The organism is Hahella ganghwensis DSM 17046, from assembly GCF_000376785.1.
In the GTDB taxonomy this organism is placed as follows: Bacteria; Pseudomonadota; Gammaproteobacteria; order Pseudomonadales; family Oleiphilaceae; genus Hahella; species Hahella ganghwensis.
In genome coordinates, this window is the sequence record NZ_AQXX01000139.1 from 84243 (window position 1) to 110302 (window position 26060).

At 49.5% G+C, this 26060-nt stretch carries 27 protein-coding genes; 15 read left to right on the forward strand and 12 right to left on the reverse strand.

The window, feature by feature from the left end; all coding sequences use genetic code 11:
• The first annotated feature begins 177 nt into the window (after positions 1–177).
• Positions 178–2139 carry a propionyl-CoA synthetase gene (locus F566_RS0126485; RefSeq protein WP_020410067.1) on the forward strand — a complete coding sequence of 654 codons (1962 nt, stop codon included), beginning with the start codon at positions 178–180 and terminating at the stop codon, positions 2137–2139.
• Positions 2140–2225: 86 nt separating this feature from the next.
• Here F566_RS0126485 and F566_RS0126490 read toward each other — a convergent pair whose 3' ends face one another.
• Positions 2226–2708 carry an FKBP-type peptidyl-prolyl cis-trans isomerase gene (locus tag F566_RS0126490; protein ID WP_020410068.1) on the reverse strand — a complete coding sequence of 161 codons (483 nt, stop codon included), beginning with the start codon at positions 2706–2708 and terminating at the stop codon, positions 2226–2228.
• A gap of 190 nt (positions 2709–2898) precedes the next feature.
• Between F566_RS0126490 and F566_RS0126495 the strand changes: the two genes are divergently transcribed.
• Together F566_RS0126495 and F566_RS0126500 are read left to right on the forward strand one after the other, a co-directional pair.
• Positions 2899–3552: a class I SAM-dependent methyltransferase gene (locus F566_RS0126495; RefSeq protein WP_020410069.1), complete on the forward strand. Its 654-nt coding sequence runs from the start codon at positions 2899–2901 to the stop codon at positions 3550–3552.
• A gap of 95 nt (positions 3553–3647) precedes the next feature.
• Positions 3648–3896, forward strand: coding sequence for an RNA recognition motif domain-containing protein (locus F566_RS0126500; RefSeq protein ID WP_026180335.1), 249 nt, complete (start codon positions 3648–3650; stop codon positions 3894–3896).
• A gap of 66 nt (positions 3897–3962) precedes the next feature.
• Here F566_RS0126500 and F566_RS0126505 read toward each other — a convergent pair whose 3' ends face one another.
• From F566_RS0126505 to F566_RS34215, 5 genes are all read right to left on the reverse strand, one after another.
• Positions 3963–4916 carry a DUF808 domain-containing protein gene (locus F566_RS0126505; protein WP_020410071.1) on the reverse strand — a complete coding sequence of 318 codons (954 nt, stop codon included), beginning with the start codon at positions 4914–4916 and terminating at the stop codon, positions 3963–3965.
• A gap of 220 nt (positions 4917–5136) precedes the next feature.
• Positions 5137–5604 carry a group I truncated hemoglobin gene (locus F566_RS0126510; RefSeq protein ID WP_020410072.1) on the reverse strand — a complete coding sequence of 156 codons (468 nt, stop codon included), beginning with the start codon at positions 5602–5604 and terminating at the stop codon, positions 5137–5139.
• A gap of 15 nt (positions 5605–5619) precedes the next feature.
• Positions 5620–6462, reverse strand: a complete 843-nt coding sequence (locus tag F566_RS0126515) for a DUF3034 family protein (RefSeq protein WP_051085435.1) — start codon at positions 6460–6462, stop codon at positions 5620–5622.
• Between the two features lie 63 nt (positions 6463–6525).
• A complete protein-coding gene (locus F566_RS0126520) occupies positions 6526–8883 on the reverse strand; it encodes a bifunctional diguanylate cyclase/phosphodiesterase (RefSeq protein ID WP_020410074.1) in 2358 nt (785 codons plus the stop codon).
• Between the two features lie 41 nt (positions 8884–8924).
• A complete protein-coding gene (locus F566_RS34215) occupies positions 8925–9638 on the reverse strand; it encodes a methylamine utilization protein (protein ID WP_020410075.1) in 714 nt (237 codons plus the stop codon).
• 241 nt (positions 9639–9879) lie between these two features.
• Here F566_RS34215 and F566_RS34220 point away from each other — a divergent pair, with 241 nt between their 5' ends.
• Positions 9880–10911 (forward strand): esterase/lipase family protein, encoded by a 1032-nt coding sequence (locus F566_RS34220; RefSeq protein ID WP_020410076.1) that lies wholly within the window; start codon positions 9880–9882, stop codon positions 10909–10911.
• 74 nt (positions 10912–10985) lie between these two features.
• Positions 10986–12098: a lipase secretion chaperone gene (locus tag F566_RS0126535; protein ID WP_020410077.1), complete on the forward strand. Its 1113-nt coding sequence runs from the start codon at positions 10986–10988 to the stop codon at positions 12096–12098.
• Between the two features lie 6 nt (positions 12099–12104).
• Here F566_RS0126535 and F566_RS0126540 read toward each other — a convergent pair whose 3' ends face one another.
• Both F566_RS0126540 and F566_RS0126545 read right to left on the reverse strand, forming a co-directional pair.
• Positions 12105–13463, reverse strand: a complete 1359-nt coding sequence (locus tag F566_RS0126540; protein WP_020410078.1) for a sensor histidine kinase — start codon at positions 13461–13463, stop codon at positions 12105–12107.
• Entirely contained in the window at positions 13463–14161 is a 699-nt protein-coding gene (locus tag F566_RS0126545) for a response regulator transcription factor (RefSeq protein WP_020410079.1), read from the reverse strand. Before F566_RS0126545 ends, F566_RS0126540 begins: the two co-directional genes overlap by 1 nt.
• 214 nt (positions 14162–14375) lie before the next feature.
• Between F566_RS0126545 and F566_RS0126550 the strand changes: the two genes are divergently transcribed.
• The 3 genes from F566_RS0126550 to F566_RS0126560 all read left to right on the forward strand — a co-directional run bounded on the left by F566_RS0126550 (position 14376) and on the right by F566_RS0126560 (position 15793).
• Positions 14376–14816, forward strand: a complete 441-nt coding sequence (locus tag F566_RS0126550; RefSeq protein WP_026180338.1) for a Spy/CpxP family protein refolding chaperone — start codon at positions 14376–14378, stop codon at positions 14814–14816.
• Between the two features lie 168 nt (positions 14817–14984).
• Positions 14985–15326, forward strand: a complete 342-nt coding sequence (locus F566_RS0126555; protein WP_020410081.1) for a hypothetical protein — start codon at positions 14985–14987, stop codon at positions 15324–15326.
• 53 nt (positions 15327–15379) lie between these two features.
• Positions 15380–15793 carry a DUF4279 domain-containing protein gene (locus tag F566_RS0126560; protein ID WP_020410082.1) on the forward strand — a complete coding sequence of 138 codons (414 nt, stop codon included), beginning with the start codon at positions 15380–15382 and terminating at the stop codon, positions 15791–15793.
• Between the two features lie 12 nt (positions 15794–15805).
• On the opposite strand, the gene F566_RS0126565 is transcribed toward F566_RS0126560, so the two are convergent.
• The 3 genes from F566_RS0126565 to F566_RS0126575 form a co-directional block, all read right to left on the reverse strand.
• Entirely contained in the window at positions 15806–16297 is a 492-nt protein-coding gene (locus tag F566_RS0126565; protein ID WP_245555311.1) for a hypothetical protein, read from the reverse strand.
• Between the two features lie 14 nt (positions 16298–16311).
• Entirely contained in the window at positions 16312–16719 is a 408-nt protein-coding gene (locus tag F566_RS0126570; protein ID WP_020410084.1) for a hypothetical protein, read from the reverse strand.
• Positions 16720–16912: 193 nt separating this feature from the next.
• Positions 16913–17476, reverse strand: coding sequence for a hypothetical protein (locus F566_RS0126575; RefSeq protein WP_020410085.1), 564 nt, complete (start codon positions 17474–17476; stop codon positions 16913–16915).
• Between the two features lie 161 nt (positions 17477–17637).
• On the opposite strand from F566_RS0126575, the gene F566_RS0126580 reads away from it, so the two are divergent.
• Together F566_RS0126580 and F566_RS0126585 are read left to right on the forward strand one after the other, a co-directional pair.
• Positions 17638–19320, forward strand: coding sequence for an ATP-binding protein (locus F566_RS0126580; protein ID WP_020410086.1), 1683 nt, complete (start codon positions 17638–17640; stop codon positions 19318–19320).
• Positions 19321–19365: 45 nt separating this feature from the next.
• Complete coding sequence (locus tag F566_RS0126585; protein WP_020410087.1) at positions 19366–20049, forward strand: response regulator; 684 nt, start codon at positions 19366–19368, stop codon at positions 20047–20049.
• A gap of 14 nt (positions 20050–20063) precedes the next feature.
• Here the strand turns inward: F566_RS0126585 and F566_RS0126590 are convergent, their stop codons facing one another.
• Positions 20064–20984, reverse strand: a complete 921-nt coding sequence (locus F566_RS0126590) for a GGDEF domain-containing protein (RefSeq protein WP_020410088.1) — start codon at positions 20982–20984, stop codon at positions 20064–20066.
• 181 nt (positions 20985–21165) lie between these two features.
• Here F566_RS0126590 and F566_RS0126595 point away from each other — a divergent pair, with 181 nt between their 5' ends.
• The 5 genes from F566_RS0126595 (at position 21166) to F566_RS0126615 (ending at position 25909) form a co-directional block, all read left to right on the forward strand.
• Positions 21166–21903, forward strand: coding sequence for a dienelactone hydrolase family protein (locus tag F566_RS0126595; RefSeq protein ID WP_020410089.1), 738 nt, complete (start codon positions 21166–21168; stop codon positions 21901–21903).
• A 42-nt stretch (positions 21904–21945) separates the two neighbouring features.
• A complete protein-coding gene (locus tag F566_RS0126600) occupies positions 21946–22425 on the forward strand; it encodes a YbhB/YbcL family Raf kinase inhibitor-like protein (protein ID WP_020410090.1) in 480 nt (159 codons plus the stop codon).
• 217 nt (positions 22426–22642) lie between these two features.
• Positions 22643–23407: a response regulator gene (locus F566_RS0126605; protein ID WP_020410091.1), complete on the forward strand. Its 765-nt coding sequence runs from the start codon at positions 22643–22645 to the stop codon at positions 23405–23407.
• Positions 23408–23434: 27 nt separating this feature from the next.
• Positions 23435–25030 carry an ATP-binding protein gene (locus F566_RS0126610; protein ID WP_020410092.1) on the forward strand — a complete coding sequence of 532 codons (1596 nt, stop codon included), beginning with the start codon at positions 23435–23437 and terminating at the stop codon, positions 25028–25030.
• A 219-nt stretch (positions 25031–25249) separates the two neighbouring features.
• Positions 25250–25909 carry a hypothetical protein gene (locus tag F566_RS0126615; RefSeq protein ID WP_245555312.1) on the forward strand — a complete coding sequence of 220 codons (660 nt, stop codon included), beginning with the start codon at positions 25250–25252 and terminating at the stop codon, positions 25907–25909.
• Positions 25910–26060: the final 151 nt, after the last annotated feature.

The window sequence follows — 26060 nt, forward strand, 5'->3', positions numbered from 1 at the left end:
AGGCGGCTGTTTTGCGCTGCCATTGGAGTGTCCTGTGGGATCAAAGTTGATCAGGATCAAGTCAATTCTGGTTTTTGAGCAGAATTCACCCAAGGTCTAATTTCTTTTGCATGTGGAGAAACTAACACTGATAGGTGCGCAATAATTAACCTTAAAAAACAATAAAAGGGTCGAAACATGCACAACACAGTCGTACACAACGACGGCGCGACGCTGTCCGCCGAGCAGCCCACCCACAATTCATCCAGACATGCCAGCTATCCGGATTACGCGTCGTACCAGGATGCTGTGCAGGACTTTCTGTCAGATTCCAACCAGTTCTGGTTGTCCCAAAGTCAACGCATTCAATGGTACCGGTCACCCGAAGAGGGTGTGTCGCAGGACAAAGAAGGGTTTTATCGTTGGTATGCCGATGGAGAACTGAATACCAGCTATCTGGCGCTGGACTATCAGATTGAACAAGGTCGGGGCGCACAGGTGGCGATGTATTATGATTCGCCTGTAACCGATACCAAAAGCTCATATACCTACTCGCAACTGCGTGATGCGGTGGCGACTTTTGCTGGAGCTCTCAAAGCGAAAGGTGTAGAGAAAGGTGACCGGGTGGTTATCTATATGCCCATGGTGCCTGAGGCAGCTGTTGCCATGCTGGCCTGCGCGAGGATTGGCGCGATTCATTCCGTCGTGTTCGGAGGTTTTGCCGCCAATGAGCTGGCGGTTCGGATAGATGATGCAGAGCCCAAACTGATACTCTCAGCTTCCTGTGGTGTTGAGGTGTCCAAAGTCATTCCTTACAAGCCGCTACTGGATTCCGCCATTGAGCAGGCGACTCATAAACCGGATGCCTGCATTATTCTGCAGCGGCCTCAGGTAGCGGCGGAGATGGTGGAAGGCAGAGACTTTGACTGGTATGAGCTGGTTAATGCGGCTGAGCCAGCTGCCCCTGTGGCACTTAAAGCGACTGACCCGCTTTATATCCTCTATACCTCAGGAACCACGGGCAAACCCAAAGGTGTTGTCCGGGATAATGGCGGTCATGCAGTGGCGATGCACTACAGCATGGATGTGGTATACGGCATGAAACCAGGACAGGTTTTTTGGGCTGCCTCTGACGTCGGGTGGGTGGTTGGTCATTCATACATTGTCTACGCCCCGCTGATTTATGGTTGTTCGACAATTTTCTATGAGGGTAAGCCGGTAAAAACGCCTGATGCAGGTGCTTTCTGGCGAGTGGTTCAGGATTATGGCGTTAATGCCCTGTTTACAGCGCCAACAGCTTTCCGTGCCATAAAGAAAGAAGACCCGGATGCCAAATTACTGAAAGACTATGATGTATCTTCCCTTCAAAAACTGTTTTTGGCCGGTGAACGGCTGGATCCTCCCACATACTTGTGGCTGCAGGAACAAACCGGTCTCCCTGTTCTGGATCACTGGTGGCAGACTGAAACGGGTTGGGCCATTGCCTGTAATCCTGTGGGAATAGAGCAACTCCCAACCAAACCGGGGTCAGCCACCAAACCCACGCCGGGCTTTCTGGTGGAAATCCTCGATGCTGAAGGCAATGCCTGTCAGGCTGGTGAGCAGGGGGCTGTTGCGGTCAAACTGCCGTTACCTCCTGGTTGTCTGCCTACGATCTGGCGCAACCCTGAACGGTTCCGGGCAGGTTATCTCAACGCATTCGATGGTTATTATGTTTCCGGTGACGGCGGATATATTGATGAGGACGGTTACCTGTTCATCATGGGCCGTACCGATGACGTGATTAACGTGGCCGGGCACCGGTTGTCCACTGGCGAAATGGAGGAAATTGTTGCCGCTCACCCGGCGGTGGCAGAGTGTGCCGTATTTGCCGTCAATGATGATCTCAAAGGCCAAAGACCTATGGGGTTGGTGGTTCTGAAAGACGGTGTCAATATCGTCGCGGAAGAACTGCAGAAGGAGCTGATTGCCTCTGTGCGCCAACAGATAGGTGCTATTGCCTGCTTTAACGAGGCAATTGTCGTCAACCGCCTGCCGAAGACCCGTTCCGGTAAAATTCTGCGAAAAACCTTGAGACAGATTGCCAATGGGGAGGAGTATCAGGTGCCTTCGACTATTGATGATCCGGCGATTCTGACAGAAATATCGGATGCTCTGTAATCTGGATTTGGCAAAATCCTGAAATTACAGGACGTTTGACGTGAAAAACAATCTCCGGAGTTTTGCTCCGGAGATTGTTGCGATGATCAGTGCTGGTGACCGCCAGGTCCGTGCACATGGCCGTGTTCGATCTCTTCAGGCTCTGCGTCCCGGATATCCATGACTTCAAGTTCGAAGGTCAGAGTCTTGCCGGCGAACGGGTGATTGGTGTCAATATCTACCATGGAGTGACCGACTTTTTTGACCGTTACCAGGTGTACGCCATTATCTGATTTCACTGGCACAGTATCGCCAACCTTGTAACGGCCGGCATGCTTCAGGTATTTCTTGGAAATGCGTTTGATGGAGTCTTCCTGTGGCAGACCATAAGCCTTTTCTGGTGGGAGAGTGACATCAAACTTGTCACCTGCATTCTTACCTTCCAGCACTTCTTCCAATCCTGCCAGGACGTTGTCGTGTCCGTGGAGATAGGTGACCGGTTCGTCATCATAGGTGGTTTCCAGCTGTTCGCCGCTGGCGTCTTTCAGGATGTAGTTAAACTGTACAACCTTGTCTTTTGTGATCGACATATCAGATATTCCGTGGAATTGCTAAAAATTTGCCGAATTTTACCGTAATTCAAACCGGTTGGTAGATGATTTTTTCTCAATACCGATGAAATAGTTCGCTCATCCACTGGATAAGGAGTAGGATGAACGCACTTGCGTGGCATTTTCTCTCCTGATCCCGGCTGGCTACGTATGATCGGGCAGGAGGTATATGTCGTCAGTAAGACTCCGTTATCAAACCCTGGAGTTTGATAACTTCGATATCCACATCCGGTCGTTGCGTGATACCCAACAGTTTCTGGATGTCGGTCAAGTTGCCGAGAAGCTCGGAATATCATCCGCTAATTGGTCTTTGTTTGGTGTCATCTGGGCATCCGGTGAAGTCCTTGCCCGCTATATCGTCGATTATGACATTGAGGGAAAACGCATTCTCGAAGTGGGGTGCGGTATTGCATTGGCGAGCCTGGTCCTCAATCAGCGCGGGGGTAATATCACCGCTACCGATTATCATCCCGAAGCGGGGCGGTTTCTCGAAGAGAATGTATTGCTTAACAAGGGGCCAACCATACCTTTTGTCCGTACCGCCTGGGAAGACACGGAATCAGTTCTTGGCCAGTACGATCTGATTATCGGCAGTGACCTGCTATATGAGTCTGGTCACGTCCTGACTCTTTCCAATTTCATCGAGCGTCATGCCAGTCAACATTGTGAAGTGATCATTGTTGATCCCGGTCGCGGAAACCATTCGCGCTTCAGCAGAGAAATGCAGCGTTTGGGCTATTCCCTGCACCAGACAGTTATTAAGACCGACGAGAATATCTCCCCACAATTCAAAGGACGGATACTGGAATATCGGCGGCATTGAATTTGCCCCGAGGGGCGTTCACCTTCGAAGTGCATTGCGTGCGTTGAATTTTGATGGTGCTGACAGAACAACGCGCGAATGACAGAGAAAACATTATGAACATATATGTAGGTAACCTGGCATATACGATTGCAGAAAATCAGCTTAAGGATTTGTTTGAAGCGTATGGTGCCGTGTCTAATGTAACGATTATCAAAGACAACTTTACTGCAGAATCCAAAGGGTTCGGGTTTGTTGAAATGGAGCGTCAGATTGATGCCGAAGCGGCGATCAAGAAACTCGATGGGTTGGCTTTACAAGGGCGCAACCTGAAAGTGAATCAGGCGAAACCGAGAAACCGTTAACCGGTGTTGACCATAAGGAAGCGGTTATTACCGCTTCCTTAAATTGCGTTGCCTGATGCCCGTTCTTTAGTCCGCAGCTTTGGAAGGAAGAAACGAGGTGATCAGGGTGACGACGGCTAGTGTGATACCGCCTGCAACAATCCCTCCGACGGCGCTGATCAGAGAAGGTATTACCCAGGATATGGCTCCCCCTACAGCGGGTAGTCCGGCAACATACTCTGCTGCGTGATGAAGAATCTCTTCCGCCCCCGGAATGCCATGCATCAGAATTCCCCCTCCAACAAGAAACATGGCAGCGGTACCCACGACTGAAAGCGTCTTCATCAGTTTGGGCGCAAACGCCAGAATTAACTTGCCGATATGGAATTTCGTTTTGCTCCAACCGTCCTCACCAGTGTTTTGCATCAGATAAAGTCCAGCGTCGTCCAGCTTTACGATGCCGGCGACCAGTCCGTACACACCGATGGTGATTAACAGAGCGATTGTGGATACCACTGCCACCTGAATCCCGAAAGCCGACTCCTGCACTGTCCCCAGAGCAATCACGATGATCTCTGCCGACAGTATCATGTCAGTCCGAATGGCCCCTTTTATTTTCTTCTTCTCAAACTCGACCATATCCACTTCGGGTTTGGCAATGGCTTCCACCATTTCCTTGTGGTGTTTTTCATCCTCGCCATGGTCGTGGAGAAACTTATGAGCCAGCTTCTCAAACCCTTCGAAGCACAGGAACAGGCCGCCAAGCATCAGCAGGGGAGTGATCAGCCAGGGGATTGTGGCGCTGATGGCCAAAGCCGCCGGGACCAGGATCAATTTATTCTTAAAAGAGCCTTTTGCGACGGCCCAAACAACAGGGAGTTCACGGTCGGCCTTAACTCCGGTGACCTGTTGTGCGTTGAGTGCCAGATCATCTCCCAATACTCCGGCAGTTTTTTTAGCCGCAACCTTGGTCATTACGGAGACATCGTCGAGTAGGGTGGCGATATCGTCTATCAGGGCCAGTAGGCTGGTGCCTGCCATGTTGTCAGCTCCTTGGAGAAAGTCATTGTTAGTTCAGCGTATTAAAAGTGACGCAGTATAGACATTATTCCGGGGTGATGGCTATCTTATGAATGGTCTATCCAGCAATAGCATCAGCCAATCGTTGACTCCGTCGAAGGATTGCCGATGGTCAGTGTCACCATATCGGTATGAGGCCACAGCACTGGTAAGCGACCACTCTATTGGTAAACCGTCATCGTTAACGGTAAATAATATCACCTCGCATCGGCGCCAGAATTGATAGCAGTCGATTCTGTGTTGGGTGAGGAATCTTCTGATGATCCATGGCCGCAATCAGTAAATCCACCAAACGGTTAAAATCGGCTTCGTTGACGTTCATCCTGGTATGGACATCTACCATGCTGTCCCCGGAGTAAGTGCAGGGACCACCGCTGACCTCGCAGATTTGTTCACTGAGCTTTTCGTGAAAACGGTCAAGGTCTGAGTCTTCAAAGTAGGGGCGGATTGTTGGATCATCCCCGATTTCATAGATCAATCTGGACACAATGTTTTCTATCCCCGTTTTTTGCCCTAGCGAATCATAGAGCGAAGGGGTGGCAGGTTGATGAGCGCAGGCTGTGAGCATGATTCCGATCAGACCGGTCAGCATAACGCGAAGGATCGACAGGGAGTTGTAAGCTTGGATAGCTGGGGCATTGCGAGTCATCACAGGAACATCTCCTTACCAGAAATACCCGGTAATGGACAGATAGACCCCGGTTTGATGGTCGGCGCCGGCGATATCGCCGAGGTCCGCGTAGGCCAGGGTAGCGTTGATGTGTTTATTGGGAAGATAGGCGACAAAGAGGTCCATCCAGTCCTGCTCCTCGGCGAAGGATAGATTGTCCGGTTTTTGTCTGTATTCGGCACCCAGTGCCCACTGGCGGCTTAGCAAGACAGCGACTGAGGCTTCCAGATTGAGCGAGTAGCTGTCCTTGTCGTCACCACCGTAACCAAGCAGGCCCAGTTGATTGGCCTTGGTTGCTCTGCCGGCCAAACTCCATAAGGCGTTGTAGCCGCCAATCGCACCCAGATGGAGTTTACTGGCCACAACATAAAGATCTGTTCCGTGATTGGAATCTTTGGCGCCGACAGCGTCAGCGATGGTGTCATCCGCCAGCATTTTGTGCTGAATTCCGGCACTGATCTGGGGCCAATCGGTGTAAACCAGATCGCCGGAAAGTCGGACTTTCAGCCCTGCAATATCCTGTCGGATCTCCGAACCGGCGCCCTTAAGGTAAAAATTCTGATGGGCAAAGCTGACTTCAACCCGATCATATAAATTGATTGCCGCTCCCCAGACGCTGAGGCGATAGTCGTCCACATTGACCCTAGTGGCAAAGCCGGATATAGCTGTTTCGTCACGGCTGGCATAACCTGCCATGGTTGCCCAGGGGACAATGCCTCCGCCGCCGCTACCTTCCAGTTGGGTCACGCCCGGTGTACCGAGAAGTTTTCCTTCGCCAGCCTGAACTCCAGTGGCTGCGCAACATAGTAAGAAAAAATGTACTGCAGTCCGACACATATGCGTTATGCCCATATTGGTTTTTTAGAGATGACTGGAGGTTCGAGCGTCATCCTCTTTGGATCAAGTCATTGGTCTGGTGGCTTCAAACGAGTTTTGTTGCAGCAGCCAGCTTTGAAAGTCTTCTGGCGGCATAGGTCTGGCCAGGTGGTAACCCTGAATATAATCGCACCCCATGTCCCGGAGGATGCCGACGGCGTTTTCTGTTTCAACGCCTTCAGCAATGACTTTAAGTTGAAAGCGGTGCCCCAGTTCAATGGTTGAGCGCACAATAATCTGATCACTCTCCGACTGTTCCAACTGTAGTACAAAGCTTTTATCGATCTTCAATTCTCTGACTGGCATCTGTTTTAACTTGGACAGTGAAGAATGCCCGATTCCATAGTCGTCGACGGAGAGATGGAATCCTTCTCGGGTGAAACGTTCCATCAGTAAAACGGCCTTTTCTGCATCGGACATCATATCCCGCTCCGTCAGCTCAAAGCTGAGGCAATCTGGCGCAAGGTCATGGTCCTGAAGCTGAGCGCAGATACTGGGTAAAAGTTCTTCTCGTTCAAGATCCTGTGCAGAGATATTGACGGCAATCTGGATCCGGATACCTTCTTTCTGCCATGCAGATGATTGCCTTATGACGGCATTGATCACCCAATCGGTCAATTGGTCAATGAGCCCCGATTGCTCTGCCAGGCAGACAAACAGCTCCGGTGATACAAACTTACGCACTGGATGAATCCAGCGGATCAATGCTTCGCACTTGTCAATCTGGCCTGTTTGAAGATTAAGCTTGGGCTGGTAATACATCAGTAACTGGCCATCGTCATCCCTGAGTGCTCTTTTCAGGTCGTCGAGCAGAGTCAGGCGGTCCAGGTGGGCTTCCTCCTCTCCTTCCTGGTAATAACTGAGGTCCTGGCGGGATGTCCTCGCCTTATCCAACGCAATCCCGGCCCGGCGGATCAGTTTCTCAGCGTTGTCACCGTCATTGGGGTAAATAGATATGCCGGCACTGAAGGAGAGTGATAAGCGCAGGTTCTTAAATGCCAGTGGTTCGCATAACTGTTCCAGAATCTGGGGGCCCAAAATGTAGGGGGAGGCCCCTGGAGGCACCGGAAGAACTATGAAATACTCATCAGCACCGGATCGGGCGGCGAGGGAGTCTTCCTGGGAAAGTTGTGTGAGACGTTCGCCTACTGCGCACAGGCATTGGTCTCCAACCTGGGGACCAAAGGTGTCGTTAACGTTTCGGAAGCCATTGATGTTGATACTGGCAACAATAAATGCCGCTTGTCCTGATCTGATTTTGGCATCGACCTGCTCCATCAGACTGGGACGGTTATAAAGGCCGGTGAGGTGATCATGGGTGGCCTGGTAGCTGATACGCTGTTCCCGTTGCTTGATATCGTTGCGCATTTGTACAAAGGCACGGAACAAGGCCTTGATTTCCCGGGTGCGCGACTGAATGGTTGGCAGGTTATGATAATCCCCCTTGGCAATATGCCCGGCAACCCGTTCCAGCTCTGCCAGAGGACCTGCCAGGTTACGGGACAGCAGAGCACTGCCGAAAATGGCCAGTATCAGGGTGGTCAGTGTAATGAGGAAAATGGTGTCCCGAAGCTTGTCGAAGTCTTCATAAACCTGATCCAGGTTTACGGTAAGTATGGCTTCTATCCGGTGTCCCTCATAACTGGTAATGGGCTGATGTTTAGAGGTGAATGACTGATGTCTGAGAAACGGTAGCCGGAAAGTCATATCGACGGAGTCCGAGGCTGCCAGGGCTTCTTCGCGGATAGTATCTCGCAGTGTACTGACCAATACATTTTGTGAGTCTGAGGACATGTCTACAAAGGAGATGTTCAGGTTGCTCAGTTGCAGAAGTTGCTGAGCCAATTCCTGATCCAGGCGAAATCCGATTCCGGTTAATGCCACGGGGACAGGTGCTTTTACCGGTAGAATGATAATTTGGTAGAGTTCGTTGTTGTTCACCACAAAAGACGCGGCGCCTCCATCTGCCAGAGCTTCTTCCAGCAATTGCTGTGGTTCAAAGTAGGTTCCAGGGCGAATTCCACTCTCGCCATAGGAGGCTTTCATTTCACCATCCAGACCGATCAGAAACATCAGGTCGGCGTCAATTCTGGCTCCGTGGTTTTCCAGGACGCTTTCTATCGTTGCCCGATCATTGGAAGCGACCGCCTGCTTGAAACCGAAGTCGGAGGTCAGGACTTCGGCAGAGGCTATCAACTGATTCTGACGTTCATTGAGTAACTGATTGAAAACATTGACGGCGCCAGCGATATCCTGTGATACCTGTCTTTGGGTGTAGGTGGCTGTTGAGATCCATACAGTGATAAGCACTGTCAGAGAGACTGCACAAACCAGCACGGTGGTAAGTAGCAATATCTGTGATCCGAGGCGGTTAACTCCCACTGATCGTATCCTTTTATTCTTTTGAGTCAGTTATAAGCCAGTTATGAGCCGAACTTTTGGAACTTATTGCGCAGGTCTTTGGATTCGTTTGTTGGCTGTACTGTCTGGCGAATCGTTAACGGAAGCTTAAGCTGGTAAGTAGGATCGCCTTCCGGGGACAGCTCCCTTTTCAGTTCGCTTTTTAACAGCGTCAACCGCGTCTGACCGTCGAGTGATAGTTGCGAGTGCCATAGCCTGACGGCAGAGAAGTCCGCCGGTACTGGAATCAGGACTTCTCCACGAGTGTCAGAGGTCCCTGTATAGACAGTATCGCCAATGTAGATATAGCCCACCATCCGGTCGTGAATATTGCATCCAAGGACAACAACACCTGCTTTTTCAAATTCCACCGGTTCTCCCGGCGTGCCTGCGTAGAGCCGGATTTCGAACGGTTTGGGAGGCGAAAAAGAATAAACATGGTGCCGAATCTGGTCGCTGTTGGGAAATGACACAGATTGTCCTTTGGTGATAGCCAGGACATGTGGGACAAAAGACTTGTTCACCTGATCCATACGGACCTGCGGCATGGCAGGGGGGGAAGACGTGTCGGTAACCAGTTCTACCACCGCGTTGGCGACGGGCTGTTGTTTGTCATCAACTACCTGGAATCGGAAATATTGAGGGTCTTCAGCAATCGCACTCCCCGGAGCCAGTATCTGGGATGCCGCCAATCCCGCGATAAAACATATCAGACAAATAGACAGGTTGTTGAACATATGGAGTCTTCGGTCAGCAGACAGACTCTACGAGTATAGCAAAGGGGTTTCGGGCCATTGTGAGAAATCGTAAAAGGAGTGCTGGCCGAATGAGATCAGTGTTGTAACTCAATAGAGCCGGAACCCCTTTAGTCTGACTGGCTATCACCCGAATGTGTGATTCGGATAAGAGAAGATTCCCCTAATCTTCTGCCTTCGCAGTATCAAAAGATCCCAATAACAACAAACAAGGAATCAATGGATGAAAACATTAACTGCTGCTGTGGTGGCCTGTTTGCTGGCGCTGTCTTTTACGGCTCAGGCTGGAAATTCCTCAACCCGCTATCCCATCGTTATGGTGGGGGGAGCAACGTCATTCGACACCTTCGATCTGGGGTTGTTTGAAATTGACTATTGGTACGGCATTACCAATGCGTTGCGTCGGGATGGTGCAGACGTCTATGTCACCAATCTCAGCGGACTACAGTCCAATGAAGTCCGTGGCGACGAACTGATTACTGACGTTCAGGCAATACTGACGCTCACTGGGGCGGAAAAAGTGAATTTGATCGCGCATAGTCAGGGAGCGCTGGCTTCTCGCTATGTGGCGGCTGTGATGCCCGGGCAAGTCGCCTCGGTAACCACCGTTGCGGGGATGAATCGAGGCACGCATATTTCCCCATGGAGCCGGCAAGTGGTTGAAGATCTTGGAGTCACCTCTGGAAGTGCCGCGGAGCAGTTATTGGAGATATTTATCGGGCTGATCTTTACCTTTGGCTGGGAGGGGGGAAGTGCCTCCGGTACCGATGGTGATTACAACAGTCCAACCCGTCAGTGGCAGTCCTTCCTGGCACTGGAAGCCGCCACCAACCCGGCAAACGTCGAAGTGTTTAACCAGCAATACCCTGCCGGCCTGCCAAGCCAGAACTGTATGGAGATCAACGGGGGGTTGCGAGGGGATGTCGCTGAGTCTGACAACACGGTCGTCAACGGAGTTCGTTATTATTCAATCGGTGCCAGATCCAATGCCGACTTCACGACTTTCTGGGAAATCTTTGATCCGGTTTACTGGGCAATCACCGGAGTTCTGGACAATGTGGTTGTGCCCAGGTTCGATAATCAATACCAGTGGGATGGCCTGGTTCCGCAATGTGGGCACAAACTGGGCGATTTTGTCGGTAACTACTACATGAGTCACTTCGATGCGATAGGACACTTTGCCGGTATAACCCCCTCTTTTGTCAGAAGCCTTTATACAACTCAGGCAAATCGACTGAAAAACGCTGGTCTGTAGCCGATCGGTGAGTTACCGCCACTGGAATGTCTGGTGGCGGCGACTTGTCTGTTTAAATGTCGGAGGATAATAGAATGAAGCGGCCAGAAGTTCGTCATAATCTGATGGTTTCCGCGATCATCCTGGTATTGTTATGCGGGATAATGACGGTGCAGTTGGTGCACGAGTACGTACTCTCAGAAAGTGCGGCCGAACCGATTGACATTTTGGCATCAGGCAAAGCGGGCGCTAAGTCTGGCGCGTTTTTATTAAAAGCCGATACCCTGTCTGACAATACGGCCAGTAAGTGGGAGTCAGGCAAGGCTAGTCTAGATTCAATCTCTGTTCCCAAAGTATTACAGGGAACTGAACCTCCTGATGGATTGCAGGTGAATGAGGAAGGGCGCCTGGTGGTTTCCTTTAAGTTGCGCCAGGTGATGGACTATTTTGCCCAATTGATGGGCGTCGAAGATGTTCCGCAGGAATCAGCCTGGAGACTTGCCCGGCAATATCTTGAAAACAAATTGGAGGAACCAGCACTCTCTGAGGCGATGGATCTTCTGCAACGATACTGGGAATATTCGGAATATGTTAATGGTCTGCAGCAGCACCCGGAGATTGAGCAGGCCAAAGCCAGCTTTCATGGTCGTTATGAACAGAATGCACTGGCATCGGTAGAACTCTTTCATGACGAAAGAAGCAGACTTCAGCGTGAACTGTTCAGTCCCGAGGAAGTCGATGCATTCTTTGCAGAAGAGCAGCGTTACGATCAATTTATGCTGGCTCAGATCCGCCTTGGTCGATCCGGCTTGGGTGAATCCGAGCTCAGAATGATGTCCGCGAATCTCGAACAGGCGCTTTCTCCTGAGCAACGATCCCATAGAGAGCAAACACTGTTGATTCAACGATATAAACAATTGATGCAGAAAGAGGGGATGCATCCCGGATTGGGGACTTGGTACCAGGAGGTGTCCAGGGAGCTTGGGAGTGATGTGGCTGATAAGATGGCTCGGGTAGAGAGAGAAAAGCAGGGTTGGGAGCAGAAGAAATCTGCCTACCTGGCCAGAAAGGACGTTCTCTTGAGCCGCTCCGGTATTTCGCCGCAGGATGTTTCCCAACACCTGGATCAGATAATGCGTGAGGAATTAGGGTTCAATGACTTTGAAATGCGGCGAATGCAGGCGCTGGAAGGACGTTTGCCAAAGTGAGCTTTATCAGATTTCAGGTGAGGCTATGGGAAGTTCAATGGTGATTTCCGCTCCGGTGATCTCTTGCCCTTCCTGAGGGGATCGTTCCTGATGAGATAAGGGGCGGTTTTGGACCCGAAGACGACCGTTATGAGCTCTGCAGATTAATGTGCACAGGTATAGCCCCATGCCATTTCCCTGATGATGCCTGCGGACTTTATCTGCTCTGAATAAAGGCTCTCCGATGTGTTGCAAGTCACTGTCATCAAATCCAGGACCTTGATCAATAACTGATATTTCCACTTGCTCACTGTTCAATGTCCATTGCACAGTGACAGGTAGCGCATTGCCATAATCCAACGCATTCTGAATCAGGTTACGAAGTAATATCTTCAAGCGAATCGGATCTCCAACAACAGAAACACCAGGGCCACCAATTATCTGGATAAGGCTTTGTTGGTTTGTGGGGAAGTCCTTACAGGTCTCGTCTATCAGCTTCGGTATCTGAATTGTTTCGAATCTCAAATGAAGGGAATTTGCGCCTAGCCGCTCACCCTCCATGATATCCGCTATGAGGCTTTCCATGATTCTGCAGTCGCTGATGATACTCTCTCTCGTGGCTGATTTCGGTAGAAGCTCACCGGCGATACGCAGACGGGTTAACGGAGAACGGAGCTCGTGACTTAGTGCGATCAGTAGCTGATGTTTGGCATCCAGCATGTGCTTGATCTGTTGTGACATGCTGTTAAAGGTCATTGTCAGAACGCCCAGTTCGTCCCGGCTCCGGGCAGGGACATTGACTTCCAGGTTTCCGTCCCGAATATGCTCTGCGGCGGAGGTGAGGGTTTTGATCGGGCGAAGGAGTTTCTTCACGTAATGAAAGCTCCCGAATACCACCAATACAATCAGTCCAAGCGAAATCATGCTTCCCGGCGTCAGGAAGTTGAATCCCTTTATTGGCCTGTCATAAAAAATGATGGTGCCGCCAGTAATCTGGCGGGTCAGAATGAAGTAACCGTGCCATCGACTGATTTTCAGGTCGGCATCCGGGGTTGTTCGCCAGTGAGGGTCTTCCAGGCTGAAAGGAGGCTGCTGAGGAATCCAGTACCCCTGATCAGATAGTATGCTGACCTGAGTATTGGTTCGTTCAGCAAGACTTTGAGTTTGTGCTTCTGTAAAAGGAGGATTGATACCCTGAGTAATAATGGCCACATAATCCACCAGCATGTCGCGCCATCGAGTTTGTATGTGTTCCTCAGCCGAAAACCTGAATGCGCCGATGGCCAGCACCAATAGCAGAATACCTGTCAGCAGAAATATCAACGTCAGGCGGACACTTAAACTGTGTGGTTTTTTGTGACGTTTTGACGTCCAGATACCCAACATTACAGGGACTCACCGGTAAATCGATAACCACTGCCCCAGACGGTTGTGATAAACATGCGTTGGGATTTCATCTTCAGTTTCTGCCTGAGTCTGCTGACGGTAATGTCGACGGAGCGTGAGAACAGCTCCACTTCCGTACCTCTTAACTCATTCATGATGTCGTCCCGGGAGAAAACTTTTCCCGGACTGGCAGCAAAGAGACAGAGTAGTCTGAACTCAGAAGTGGTGAGTTTAACTTTCTGTCCTTCCACGATGACTTCCTGAGGCAGGGGATGGATGGTCAGGCCTTTGAAATTGAGAGGCTCATTCTCGATTACCGGTTGCGAACGTTCTGAGGCTTTGCCCAGTCTGCGTACAATCGTTTGAATCCGGGCCACTAGTTCTCTAGGCTCAAAGGGTTTGGGCAAGTAATCATCTGCACCCAGCTCAAGTCCCACCACCCGGTCTGTAACATCACCTCTGGCGGTCAGCATAATGATCGGGATATCCCATTTTTCCCGGATACGGCGACACACCTGAAAGCCATCTTCTTCCGGCAGCATAATATCCAGAATAATGGCATCCGGCTGGTGTTCTTTCAGCTGAGCGTAAGCTTCTGAAGGTGCCGCAGCATGCCTGAGCTGCCATTGATAGCTCTCCAGGTAGTGCCCGAGCAATTTTGCCAGGTTAATATCGTCGTCAATCAAAAGTACGTTCATGAACGCATCATAACCAGACTATTTTTCCAGTCCATATGCTGATTCTTCCGGCTTTGATCGAAGATGGATAAATATCTATGAAAATCATAAGGATAGGCTGTTACAAAGTGATACAGCCTGATACTCCGCCGAAAAGAACCCCGGCGGCAGGGGTTTTAAGATGATCACACGGCGTACGAGACAGCCGGAAGATTTATTTATAGGAGATCAAACGATGCAAGCCTCAATTCTGAAGAAACCAATGATCTGGTTGTCATCCATGTTTCTGGTACTGGGTCTGGTTGCCTGTCGTCATGGTGAAGACGGGAGAATGGATTATCTGGCTGAGAAGGTCAGCGATGAGCTGGAGTTCAACGAACAGCAGAATGAAATGTGGAATCAACTACTGGGGGACGTGAAACAACTTCGCAGTTCCATGAAGGAAGAGCGTGAAACGACCAGGTCAATGGTGATCAATGAACTGAAATCAGATCAGATGGATGAAGCCAAACTTCTCCTGGCATTTGAGCAGCATCAGCAATTCATTAATGAAAGTTTCAGAACTGTGTTACCCAGGATCAATGAGCTTCATGCCTCTTTGTCACCAGAGCAAAAAGATACGCTGATCAAATGGCTGGAAAAACACCGTGATGGAAAGCGCCATTTTATGCATTGAGGTTCCATGACCGACCACCAACTATCCCTGCTTTGCCCTGTTTTTGCAGGGCTTTTTTATTTGTTGAATTTATTGGAGTTGCTCTGAAGATTATCAAAGGTCAGAATTCGATTGATGCGTTTGATTCTATCACGATAATTACTGATAACTGAGGCCAGAAATACAGCAATGAAAGTTTCAGGCGATAATAAATTACTCTATTTAAACCTCGGACTGTTTTTCCCGGACTACCACTTAAAAGTTGCTGACATTCTACGATGGGAGTTTGTTGCAGAAGAAAACGGTGCGACATACCTGGCATTTGTCTTTCAAGGCAGTACCCAGCATGTGAGTCTTCCCAGTATTGAACCTGATGAGCTGCATGAAATACTGCGGCAGATTGAAGAAATACTGGGAATGAAGCCTGAATTACACATTAGTGAACTGAGAATATCGATGGGTCAACTTTGTCAGACCGCAGAGATTACGGTTGGGCTACTGGGATTCATTCTGGCTACTGCGAGCTTTTAGTAAAGGTTCCGGAAGAAGCATTCCATGTAGTTCCAGATAAAGAGGTATTTGAAATGTCGACTAATGAAGCCAGGGTTTACTTTGCTTTGGACGGAGACATTGATCCAGAAGAAGTGACAAATGTCCTGGAAATTACGCCAAGTGAAATTAGGCGGAAAGGGGATCGAATGGGAGGTCGATTACCTAAACATGATTCATGGATATTATCTACGGACAAGATTGCTGATGATTATGTCGATATTTATGAGTTGTCGAAGGAAATAGTTGATCAACTGAAGGGTAAAAAAGATCTGGTAAATTTGGCCAGGAATCGGTTTAGCCTTACGACCCGACTCGTGGTTGTATTGAGAATCGCCACGAACGATGAAATCCCAACTCCTGCGATGGGGTTTGATCCTGAGGTGGTCCGATTTCTGGGAGAGGTAGGGGCATTTATCGATATCGATACTTATCGAAACTCCCCATAGTCCCCATATAACTCAGCCTCCGCGAGCCGTAGCAAACTCCGGGTACAGGATAAAGTTATGTACCAGTAAAGCCGGGAGCCCCAGGAAAAAAATGATGGTGCTGTAATACATCAGGTAACAGAGCCTGATCTGGAAGTTAGAAGCATGAGCGCGAAAGTTGATGCTTTTCTCATAAACGCCCCATTGATAGTCAAATCTTCCCCTGACAAATCTCTTAGCGATACCTTTAAGCGGCCTTTTCTTATATGGCTGCAATAGAATCCCTGTGACATAGTTGAAAAGCCGCATCAGAAAACTGACGTAAAATATCCCTTTCTCGAGGGTGTAATGTTTTATTTCAAATTTCCTGTCAAATGGACGGACTATTGTGAAGTACGCCAAAGGGAGCTGTACGAGCAGTATTGAAAACATGACCAGATCCCAAAATAACCATATGTAGTGCCAGACGGGGTTAGGGCTGAAGAGAAATTCAGGAGGAGCTGTTGGCATACTGACGGATTCCATATAACTGTCACTTATCACCTGTTTCGGGCAGCGGCAAATTCAGGATAGAGAATAAAGTCATGGATGAGAAAAGGGATGATACCCACCACCATGATGATCGTACTGCCAACCAGAAGGTAGCATAAGCCGATTTGAAACCGGTTTGCGTAAGATCTCATGTCGATCTTTTTTTCATACAGCCTGTCCTGATATTTGAACTTACCGTCAACCAGTCTTTTCATCAGCCGGTTTGATAATTTGCCCCGATATGGCTGAAAAACGATGCCATGAGTGTAGTTAGTCAATCGGGAGATAAAACTACCGTAGAAGATCCCTTTCTCGAAAATAACGTTCTTCATTTCAAACTTTTTGTCGAAAGGCCTGACAAGGGCAAAATAGGCGACAGGCAGTTGTATGATCAGTATCGAAAAGGACACCAGCATCCAAACAAGCCATATGTAGTGCCAAACCGGGTTAGGGCTCAATATTAGTTCAGGGGGGCTGGTAGGCAATTCACAGACTCCATATGATTAGTTGCCAAAATAGGGATGCTGAATCTTAGGGGGGCTGTTGTAATATTGAAATTGTGTATCAACAAAATCAAACATAGTGCCCGCCAGTGATTTTGAAGCATAGTCAGCCGAGACAGCTGCAGCACCTATAACAACAATTGCGATGATCCAGCGCTTTATATGCATCGGTGATCTTGGCTTTTAACTTTGCTTTTTCCAGACTAGGGGCTTTGCCATACTGCTCCAGCAGCACTTCTATGTTGTTCAGTGCTTTAACAAATCCCTCTGTCCGTTGAGATACTGCACCCAATCCAGCGCCGCCAAATGTATTGAGATCTCCAGCGTGGCTGAACCAGTCCTGATCTTTGAGGAATTGGGTAATAGCCTGAATCAGAACGATGGACTCATTACCACCAATTTCGGTGATGCTATTAAATGCACCGCTCGACATGCACTGTAGCTCATTTCTCAGAGATTGATATTCACTCTTGAGAAGAGGGTTACAGAGGACGTCTTTATTCAGGATCACCAAATCATTCTTTGGAACAACGGGTGTTTGACTAAGTTCTTTGTTGAAGGCCATGACATACTCCATGCGCGCTTCTAACGACATGGAGCTATTGTTTGGGAGGTCTTGTGCGATGGATTTAACGGGGTCGCCTTGCCTGGCGATATAGACGTCTGCCATTTTTCCTTATCCCTGCAGATAAATTTTCAGAATTTCAAAGGTGATAAATTGTTCAGTTGCTGAGAGTCTGTGTCAATCAACCAAAGGGTATAAGGGGAATCCCGTGCTAATATAGTCACAGTCTTCGCCGGTAGTCAGGCATTTTCCGGAGGTTTGGGTCCATGAGTACGAATAACAGCGTTAGCCACCTGGCGGTGAAGTCTGCGGCTTCCAGGTTTTTGAAGGCGTTCTCCGGCTGGTTTTCCAGCCTTTCCCTGCAGAAGCGCATGATGGTGTTCCTAGTGGTGCTGGTGCTGTTCCAGTCAGTGCTGTTGAGTGGATTCACCCTGCAATTTGTCGCTACCAATCTTGAGGAGCAGATGGGGCGCCGGGCGTTGCAGATGGCGCATACGGTCTCACAGATTCCACAGGTGGTGGAAGGTCTGGAAAGTCAGGATCTGTCTCTGGTTCAGCCACTGGTGGAGGAAATACGCAGAAAAACGGATGCAGCCTTTATTGTCGTGGGTGATACGGAAGGCATTCGCTACTCTCATCCGCTTGAAGATCGCCTCGGTAAACGGATGGTGGGTGGGGATAACGCGCCGGCTTTGGTGGAAGGACAGTCCTACGTCTCCAGAGCGGTGGGTAGCATGGGGCCATCCATGAGAGGCAAGGCGCCGGTTTTTGACGAGCAGGGAAATATTATCGGCCTGGTGTCTGTCGGCTATATGCTGGATCAAGTGGAGCAGACGGTCGGACGCTACCAGTCAACTGTCGAGGTGGTCACTCTTCTGACCATTGGTTTGGGAATCCTCGTCGCGATTGGCATTACCCGTTATGTCAAAAGCGCGATACTGGGCCTGGAACCTGAGGAAATTGCCCGTCTGCTGCAGGAGCGGGACGCCACTCTTGAATCGGTTCGTGAGGGGATTATCGCCATTAACTCCGATGGCGAGATCATGACGATAAATAAAGCGGCGATAGAAACCATGGATTTACCTCGCAGCCAGATCTGTAAGGGAAAACCTATCAAGGAGGTGTTGATCCACGGTGAAATTACCAATGTTCTGCAAACCGGTGAGCCCCAGTACGATCAGGAAATTGTCAGGAACAATCGGGTATTTATCGTTAACCGGATACCGATCATGATTGGCGATAAAATTGCCGGAGTGGTGTCCAGTTTCCGGGCCAAAGATGAGATTGACCAGTTAACCCACAAGATAGAGCATCTGGAAGAGTATGCAGACCTTTTGCGCTGTCAGGCCCATGAATATTCCAATAAACTCAGTACCATTGCCGGGCTCATCCAGATCGGTGCCCCGGATAGGGCCATTGAGTTAATTAATCAGGAGACCAGTACTCACCAGAATCTGATCCAGTTTCTGGTTGAGGCCGTGCCTGACCCGGTTCTGTCGGGCTGTCTGCTGGGGAAATTCAACCGCGCCAGAGAATTGGGTCTGCAATTGGAAATCGATCGCGAAAGTCATATGGCGGATGTCCCGGAATATTTGTCCAGGGATGAGCTGGTCTCTGTGATTGGGAATCTGCTGGATAATGCCTTTGAAGCGACACTGAGACGTCCGGATTCGCCCAGGGAAGTGCGTTTGAGCATGACTGATCTGGGCAAAGATCTGATATTTGAGATAGAGGATAATGGCTCAGGTATCAGCCCGGAAATCCGGGATAAAATATTCGTTAAGGGTGTCAGTCAAAAAAACATTGAAGGCCATGGCATCGGGCTCTATCTTGTTAAGACCATTCTGGAAAATCTGAATGGTGACATTGTTGTTGAGGATGGTGAAATCGGCGCACGGGTCACCGTTTATATTCCAAAACAAAAAGCCGGTCAGGCCATTCTTGCCTGAACTGTGGGCAGCCAGAGCATAGCGGTAAGAGATTAAGACGTAACCATGACAAAACTGACGGTAGTAATTGCTGAGGATGATCCCCAGAACGCGGAAATTCAACGGCGTTTTCTTGAGCGTTTGCCGGAATTTGAAGTGGTTGGAATTGCCCATCAGTTGGATCAGGCAAAAGACTTGGTAGAGGTGATGAAACCTAATCTTATGCTGCTTGATGTTCACTTTCCCAGTGGTAACGGGCTGGAATTTCTGCGTGAGCTGCGTGCGGGCAATCAGGCCACAGATGTTATTTTGATAACCGCTTCAAAAGAAGCGACTGCCGTGCAGGAAGCGCTGCGTGGTGGCGTGTTTGACTACATTCTCAAGCCGCTGGTATTTGAACGTCTGAAAGAAGCATTGGATCGTTACAGTGAACACCACCGTAAAATTCTGGGATTGAGTAATGTTCAGCAGGAAGATGTCGATCACCTGCTGCCACGGAGTAGTGGAGTTAGTAAACCTCAGAGGTTGCCCAAGGGGATCGACCAGTTGACCCTGAAAAAGGTCCGCGAAGTATTTGAGAGTTCGCCGAAGTCCTCGTTCAGTGCCGAGCATGTGGGCGCGGAAGTCGGTGCCAGCAGAACCACGGCCAGGCGTTACCTGGAATATCTGGTGTCTACGAATGAGCTGCAGGCTGATGTGGTATACGGCACCGTTGGCCGGCCAGAAAGAATGTACAGTCTGGTGTCCTGAGCGTTCTCATTGGCTCAGGAAGCGATTGCAATCTGGTTGCGCCCTTCATGTTTGGCCTTATACAGGGCACTGTCTGCTTCAGTATAAAGATCATTGAACGTGGCATTGCAACCTTGTGTACTCAACCCTATGGATACTGATAGCTGCACATAACTGCCTTCGAATTGCAGAGGGTGTTGATAGACTTCCCTGCGGGTTCTATCCGCGACCGTAAAGGCAGAAGCCTGGTCCGTGTTGCTCAGGAATACGGCAAACTCTTCTCCACCGATGCGACCAAGAATGTCATATTGTCGCAAACTTTGACGAATCAGTTGCGCCACATGTCGCAATGCTGCATCGCCGACGATATGGCCGTATGTGTCATTCACGGCTTTAAAGTGATCCAGATCCAATAATGCCAATGTCATTGATGCACCCGTGCGTCTGCAACGGGACAGCTCTGAATCCACAGACCCCACAAAACTGCGTCGGTTGGCCACCCGGGTGAGTTCATCGGTCAAGGCGAGTTCATTCAGCTCCTCGATGGAGTTTTGCAGTGACTGCTCGAGGATTTTCTGTTTGGTGATGTCCTTGGCCTGGACCAGCATGTCTCCTCGGGGGTTGCATTGTTCAGAGAAGAGAAACCAGCGACCGTCGATCAAGTCGACCTCGAAAATTCGAAACAATCGGGACCGTCGTTTATGGTTGGCATCGTCAATAAATGCATCAATATTTTGATGATCAAGACGAATACCCTGTTGCAGAGAGTGGGCGTGTTTCACAAGCTCAGAAAAGTGCTTCCCAGTTGCTTCCCCGGTCTGGTAGCAAAACAGTGCTGCGAACTGGGAGTTGCAATAACTCAGTACATCTTCGTGGTCGAAAATACCGTATCCGTCCTGGCTTCGGTCAATAAACTCCATGACTTGCGATAGGTTGGGAGTGAGGTGCTGGGTCATATCACTGAACCTGCATCAGGGCAATGATGAATATAATAGTAGGCTAATTATGCAGCAGGTCAAAAAGCCTGATCTTTTCGTGGATCCATACTAATGCTCCTGAAACTAAAGAGAGCGGTTTTAATAGAATTTTCGTATGACCCTATTCAATAGCGACCTCAGAATGGCAAGGAGAATGAAGATGAGTAAATCACTGTTGCTGGCTGTATGTATACTGATGGCAGGAAGCGTCATGGCGGCTGGCAAGACTGTTGTCTACAGCGTTAATGGACAGGACTACGAAGGTTACTATGTGGATGCTGGTCCTCAGGCCCCTTTGATTTTATTAATACATGACTGGGATGGTTTGACTGACTACGAAATTCAACGGGCCGGCATGCTTGCAAAAATGGGCTACAGTGTCTTTGCAGCGGACTTGTTTGGTGCCGGAGTTCGCCCCACAGAGGTCAAAGACAAACGCCAGCACACGGGAGAATTATACAAAGACCGTGACAAAGTGCGTGCGCTCATGAATGGCGCGTTGGCCACGGCGCGGGCTAATGGAGCCAACATCGGAAATGCCGTTGCAATGGGTTACTGTTTCGGTGGTGCAGCAGTGCTTGAACTGGCCCGTTCAGGTCAATCGATGAAAGGCTTTGCTACCTTCCACGGTGGTCTGAGTACGCCGGAGGGACAAGGCTACCGTCATACATCCGGACCTGTTCTGGTGATGCATGGGACAGCGGATACCGCCATTTCCATGCAGGATTTCGCTACTTTGGCAGCAGAATTGGAGACGGCCGGAGTCAAGCATGAAATGATTACCTATAGCGGCGCCCCTCATGCCTTTACTGTATACGGTTCAGACCGTTATCGTGCGGATGCGGATATGAAATCCTGGAATCGCTTTGCCGCGTTTCTGGTTGAAGTTACGCGATAACACGCCATATTAGTCTAAGGATATTTTGAAAGGAGTAACACTATGGGTTTTGCACCATCGACCATGTCGGTCACCTGTCCGGCGTTTGAAAATCACGGATCAATCCCGACCAGATATACAGGGGAAGGAGAGGACGTATCTCCCGAGATTCGTTGGTCCGGCGCTCCGGAAGGAACCAAAGGTTACGCGGTTATCTGCCATGATCCGGATGCCCCCCTGGTTTCTGATAACGGCACCTATGGGTTCGTACATTGGGTGCTCTATAACATTCCCGGTGATGTCAGTGCTCTCGAGGAAGGTGTGCAGAAGTTTACTCAGGGATCGAATAATTTTGGCAAACATGGCTATGGAGGTCCGATGCCTCCCAATGGTCATGGAACTCACTTGTATTATTTCTGGGTATTGGCGCTGGATTCTGAAACGGTCCTACCGGAAGGATTGACGATGTGGCAACTGTTGAAGGAAATTGAGCCACACGTATTGGGGATGAGCCGTCTGATTGGTTCTTATAAGCGGGATTAGTTTCCCCGACATCTGATACGGGATAAAAAAGTCTAACTTCAAAGGGAGTGTTAGCACTCCCTTTGGCTCTCTATCCCCTGTCTTCCCGGTAATTGCCTCCGATTGTCACAAGTTGTCACAGTCCCAATCTGTCACAAACGGATACCTGTATAGGTATCACCTGTCTGCTTTTTTGCCTAAACTCATCCCACAAACAATTGTGGAGTTCTCTGCTGGAATGAAAACGACCTATGCCAGCTGTGATCAGGCGTGTCACTTGCTGTTGGTGGAGGATGATGAAGAGCTGTCCTCGCTGATACAGGATTATCTGCAAAAAAACGGGTTCAAGGTCACTGTTGTCAGTGATGGCATTACTGCCGTAGGAGAAATCAATGCTCTGAATCCGGATCTGGTGATTCTGGACGTCATGTTGCCCGGACTGTCCGGTATGGATGTCTGCCGTCAGGCAAGAACCTTTTATTCGGGCTTGATACTGATGCTGACCGCGCTCGATGAAGACATGGATCAGATGCTCGGTCTGGAGCTTGGCGCAGATGACTATATCATCAAGCCTGTTCAGCCGAGATTACTGCTGACCCGGGTGCGCGCACTATTGCGCCGTGCAAACCTGGCGGTGGGGAATGCTGTTAGTACTGGAACCAACAATGGATTAGCTGTGGCAGACATTGGCAGCAAGTCCGGTGTGATTGAAGTGCCTCCCCTGACCATTGACCTGCGCAATCGCTCAGTATTACTGGAAGACCAGTCCGTGGAACTGACAACGGCAGAATTTGATCTGCTTCATCTTTTGGCTCAGTCTCCGGGAGAGGTGGTGGACCGGGATACGATTCTCCAGACCCTCAGGGGATTTGATTATGACGGATTGGATCGCTCCATTGATCGCCGCGTGTCCAGACTGAGGCAAAAACTGCAGGTGGGATCTCAGCCCATGGACTTGATTAAAACAGTCCGTGGCAAGGGCTATCAGTTGTGTGTGGTATAGGCGGTCAAGTGAATGTGAAGGTCCTGGATGTTTAGAGCATTTTTCCGCTTGTTATTGGTGATACTGGTACCTCTGGTGCTGGCGATTTATGTGGAATCCTACAACCCCGTTTTCTGGGTGCAGAAGCAAACCGCTGAATATTACTTTACGACGCTGTTTAAAGGCACATTTTTTCTGATAGAGCAGAAACTGGAAGGCCTGCCTGAAGAGGAGTGGGAGACTGAAGTAGCACAGTGGAAAAATGAGTTTGGTTATCAGCTCAGTATTAGTTCGTTGAACGAGGTGATTGAGGAATTTGAGGTTGGTGAAAACATCTATAATGGCGAGTTTGTTTTTACCGATAACGATGACACGGGTCATCTGATTCGTAGAATCGGCCAAAGTGGAGCTGCGATAGTCCTGGCGTTAGAAGAAACCGATGATGAAGAGACTCAGAGAGCTGCCAGCGGGACACTGTTTTTACTCAAGGACTATTTTTCCCGAACACCTGAATCGGAATGGCCCAAGCAGATTGGCCGATTGCAGTCCGCGTTTGGTTTTGAGCTGAAATTGGTCGACCTTGAAGACCTCCCGCTTGCGGAGGAAGAGCTCTCCGAATTCAGAGAATCCGGTTATACCTGGGAAGACGAGGAAGATGAATCTTCTGTTTTTTATCTGGCGATGGAAGGTAGTCGTCAAGTATTGATTGCCGGGCCGACGTTTCCTTCGACCAATGTTTTTTATCTTCTGGTATCCACTCTGGTTGTCGCGTTTCTGTTGGTGATATCCCTGGCCTTGCTGTCATGGTTAATGCCGTTGTGGCGGGATCTGAAAACACTTGATCAGACGGCGCGGGAGTTTGGCCAGGGGCATCTGGAGAGACGCGTGGAAATACGCAAAAGTTCGATAGCTGCACGCCTTGCCGGCTCATTTAACGGAATGGCCAACAGCATACAAAAACTGTTGCGATCCCATCAGCAGTTAACCAATGCGGTGGCTCACGATTTGCGAACCCCGCTGGCACGTTTGCGGTTTGCGGTAGAAATGCTGGAATCCGATGACTGTACGGATGAAGAACGTACCCGATATCGTAAAAGTGTGAACAACAGCATCGGAGTGCTTGAAGATCTGATAAATCAGCTATTGATCTATTCCCGTTACAGTCGACAGACCGATATCAATCACTTCAACCAGTCAAAATTAAGCGTGATTGTGAGGGAAGAGGTTGAAATGCAGGAGGCGGAATCCAATGGCCTGCATTGTGAGTTTATCTGTGATGAATTTATGGAGGGGCGCTCAGTATGGGTCGATTCCAGAGCCATTACCCGGGCTTTGGACAATATGCTCAGTAATGCCAGCCGTTTTGCCAGATCTGTCATACGGGTCACCCTTTACCAGAAGTCGGGAACCTGTTATCTCAAGGTTGAGGATGATGGACAGGGAATTCCTGTGTCAGAGCGTGAACGAATTCTGCAACCATTTGCCCAACTGAATAATCCTGAACGGGGAGCCAGCTCAGGTCACGGTTTGGGGCTGGCGATAGTCAGTCAGATCGCCCAGTGGCATGGAGGGACGCTGAAGATTTTTGACTCTCCACTGGGAGGTGCGGGGTTTGAGTTTTCCTGGCCTGTGAAAACCGGATAAGTCCACCGGGCAACTCTCTCGTACAGCATTGTCCATAACTCGTCTCTTTGTCATTTTTGAGTCACAGTCAGTCCCAATCAAGCCACATACTCCAGACAAATCCCGATTTAGCATTTTCTCTGGGTTGAATGCTCGATTATGCAAACTGGAGAGTAAAAAATGACAGGTATATGGAAGGCAAAAAGCGTTTCTTCTTTGAAACTAACAGGACCGGTAACCTTGGCTGTTACATTAGTGACGACTTCACTGGCCCACAGTGCGGAACATAGCGTCGGCGGACGGCTGGGGTCTCAGGGAATAGGGGCCAGTTATACAGTAAAACAGGACTGGACACTGGTCGACGGCGATCAGTTGCAGCTCAGATTTCTGGTCATGGGAGTGGATGTCAATGATGTTGATGACCTGGAATTGAATGGACGGGATTATAAAGGGGATGTCAGCGCCTACTCATTGCAGGGTGGCGTAGATTGGTATCCGTTTTCCGGAAAGTATACCGATAACTTTTTCTTCTCGACCGGACTCACCTACTTTGACCATGATATTGAAGGCACCAGCAAGGACTATCTGAGCACCAATATTGGTGATACCAGTGTGACAAAGGCGGACCGGGTGAAGCTGAATGCTGAGATAGAGCAGTCTTCCATCGCTCCCTACTTGAGTATGGGTTGGGGGAACCGGATCCGAGAGGAGGGAGGACTCTCCTTTCAGGCGGAACTGGGTGTTATGGCACCTTTCAGCGATGCGGACGTGAAACTCAATGCGACAGATCCAAGTAATCGCTTGTCAGTGCAAAACATTGATCGGGAAAGACAGAAGATCGAGGATGACATTGGCAATGTGTTTGGTTTCGTTTCAGTGGCAGTGACTTATCAGTTTTAGGCGGTTGATTCCTTAAACTGAAAAAGCGCAGGGATAAAAAAAGGGCATGATCGCGAGATCATGCCCCAATACCAACGCGGGGTACCGCATGGGACTAGGTATAAGGTAGCTTCAGAATGAACGCATGGAAGCTATCTGGGATTCTGTTTCT